At 34.1% G+C, this 2,867-nt stretch carries 4 protein-coding genes; all 4 read right to left on the bottom strand.

All coding sequences use genetic code 11. The features are described 5' to 3' along the window. A partial coding sequence (locus L6Q46_RS13405; RefSeq protein WP_291284729.1) for a DsbA family oxidoreductase occupies positions 1–433 on the bottom strand: 433 nt, incomplete at its 3' end. Between the two features lie 626 nt (positions 434–1,059). After that, positions 1,060–1,614, bottom strand: coding sequence for a carboxymuconolactone decarboxylase family protein (locus L6Q46_RS13400; protein WP_291284728.1), 555 nt, complete (start codon positions 1,612–1,614; stop codon positions 1,060–1,062). Positions 1,615–1,719: 105 nt separating this feature from the next. Beyond that, on the bottom strand, positions 1,720–2,163 hold the full coding sequence (locus tag L6Q46_RS13395) for a DoxX family protein (protein WP_291284727.1): 444 nt from the start codon (positions 2,161–2,163) through the stop codon (positions 1,720–1,722). Positions 2,164–2,179: 16 nt separating this feature from the next. Next, the gene (locus L6Q46_RS13390) at positions 2,180–2,707 is read right to left on the bottom strand and encodes an SRPBCC family protein (protein WP_291284726.1); all 528 of its coding nucleotides are present in this window, start codon (positions 2,705–2,707) and stop codon (positions 2,180–2,182) included. Positions 2,708–2,867 lie beyond the last annotated feature (160 nt).

The raw sequence follows: 2,867 nt of genomic DNA, 5'->3' as shown, positions 1-2,867 counted from the left end.
TTTCATTTCCCAATTCAACAAGCGTTTTCTCATCATCAACATTTTTTCCTTCTGTAAAGTAGGCTTTAAACAAACGCTCTTCTATCGCGTTGCCTTTGTTTTTTGTTTTTGCTAATTGGATCAAACAGTGTGCTTTTAATGAGTTTGCAACAATGGCTTTGTCAAAGTCATACGTCAAACCTACTTCTTTCGCCATATTGGTAACATGTGCATTCATTTCTTTAGCTTGCTCCAGCGACCAGCCTTTTATTTCGGCTAAATATTGATTGATGTTTTTCCCGGTATCTGTTTTCATATTTGGATTCAGCATATAGCTTTTCCAAATGATCTCTACATGTTCTTTGTTTTCAAACTTTGTTAATGCAGCTTCCAGTCTGCGTTTTCCGATATAACAAAATGGACACATGATGTCCGACCAAATTTCTATTTTCACGATTATTGTTTTTAGATCTTTGCAAAGATACTCATCTTACTAAAAACTACCTCTGGCCTGTATCGTTTCGATTTCATTCAACGAAAAATGAATGTTTGAGAATATAGTAAAATAAAAAGAGCGGGTGTGTTTCGCTTTCGCTGTTCACACTCGCTCTTTTGGGGGTGGCGCCATCAGGAGAAACTGCTAACAAATTTAACGAACATTTAGAGCTAATTTTGGACTTTATGGGGGTTTTAGAGCACGAACCGGAATTATTGGAACGTATTAAAGCTACCGAAAAGACCGAGCCTAAATGAACGAAAACTTAAAGAACCTTCTCCTGATAAAGCCGACTTAAAAAGCCCCTATATTGGGTTTATTTTGGGAACAAAGATATAATTAAAAGTAAAAAGAAACTGGAAATTCGAGGTATTTGCCAATGATTATTTCAAGACCTCACCAAAGCAAGTTTTAGCCCTATTTTGCTCGCCTTTGCAGAAATTAAGTGACCTGTAGGTTGAATTTTTGGATGAACTAATTTAGGTTAAGAAGACCCGAAATGATTTTCATTAAAAGTTAAATATATAGAGGAAATAAAGGAGCCAAGGTTTTTTGGCTCCTTTTTAACAAAAGTCACAAATGAACTATGCCTTTTTCCATTCTCTCTCCCTAAAAACTTCGTCTAATTGAGGTTTGGTATTGTGATTTGAATAGTTGCTCATAGTTTTAACTCCTATTCCTGCAATTATTCCTAAAACATCAACTTCTGTATATCCGACTTTAATAAATTCCTCTATTTCACTTTTTGGAGCAAAACCTCTTGTTGAAGTTAATATTCGAGTGAGTTTTGATAGAGCTCTCAGTTTTGGATCAGGTATTTGCCTTCCTTCTCTTATTGCGTCTGTCACTTCTTTTGGAACCATAGTCATTTTATCTCCAACAAAACTATGAGCCGCAACACAATACTCGCAGTCATTTTCATACGCTACTGAAAGAAAAATCACGTCTTGTTCAACAGGACTAAATCCCGAATTTGATCGGAAACTTGCATATGAATAAGTGTAAGCATCCAGTAAGGCTGTGTTTTTTGCCATGCGTTCATACATGTTTGGGACAAAACCTAATCCCTTTTTAGTGTTCTCAAGAATTTCATTTGCTTTTTGAGAATGCGAGGTGTTTTCTAATTTTAAATTTACCATAATTTGCTTTTTTAATTATTTAACTTAAGTGATTTAATTGCACAAATTTCCATCAATTGTTTCAATGCTATTTTTCTGTTTAGCTCAATTAATTGTGTAAAAGGGTTAATTGTGCTTGTGATTTGGACAATTTGAAACTCTTAAATCCCAACTCCAATTACCCGCACCTTTTATTAGGGTAAATAAACTCATCATAATTACTATAGCTGGCATTATTGGTATTTGTGGCTGAGCGGGAAAGGCTGCCGGATTTTCTACTACAATGTGAACATAAATAGCAACAAGCATTATAGGTAAAATAAGCGCAGCACTTACTCGAGAATAAATCCCAATTAAGAGTAATCCTCCTAGTATAACCTCAAGAACAGGAACTAACCAATATATTGTTTCGGAAAAAGGAATTTGTGCTTCCTGAAGTTGTATACCCCAAGCTGATCCAAATTGTTCAAAACCAATCTTCATTATACCAGTCATTAAAAATATTATTCCTAAAAAAAATCTGTTAGTGGCAAGCAAGCTACTTGCGCTAGTGTTTGTTAAATTTCTCATTTTGTTATTTTTTAAATTAAAAATTGAATGTAGTTCCAACTGGAAGTGAATAGTATTCTTTAGAAATTACTTTGTAATTTTCTTTTGAGACGGTCTTTCCCGTTTCTAAATAGTACTTTAATCCTATAAGTACACTTGTGAGCATTTTCTTAAACATGCTGCGTACAAGCACGGCCATGAAAGCGGGCTTAGTATTATATTCTGCCTCCATGTTTACTTTAGTCTTACTTGGAGAAAGTTCCTCAAGCTTAATTTTAATCTGCATATGCTTTACCAAAGGCATATTTCCACCAATCGTATCAATGACAATTAGGTTGTATTCTTCAACTCCAATAACTTTTTCTCGGATAAAAGTTTTTTTGTCAATATTGCATTGTCGCTCACAACCCACCTCACCTTGATTAGAAGTTGTATCATGTGAACCCATAATGTTCGGATTATACAGATGAGTTTGCCCAAAGCGATTAAACAATATGTCCCACACTTTTTCTCGTGAAGCATTTATTAGAACAGTTTCTGTTTGAATTAATTTTGAATTTTCCATTTGTTTTTAATGTTTTGATTTACAACACAAAAATGGAAAGACTTCGGGAATTACTTTTTTGTTTTTAGTTCAATGGTTTGTTCATTCGGTTCAGTCTATATTCAGAAGGAGATTGTTTGAATTCCAAATGAAATAATTTGGAAAAATGCGCTATATCGTT

The organism is Flavobacterium sp. (assembly GCF_023151265.1).
Taxonomy (GTDB): Bacteria; Bacteroidota; Bacteroidia; order Flavobacteriales; family Flavobacteriaceae; genus Flavobacterium.
The sequence above is the reverse complement of the archived record's forward strand: the minus strand, read 5'-3'. Positions and strand labels throughout refer to the sequence as shown.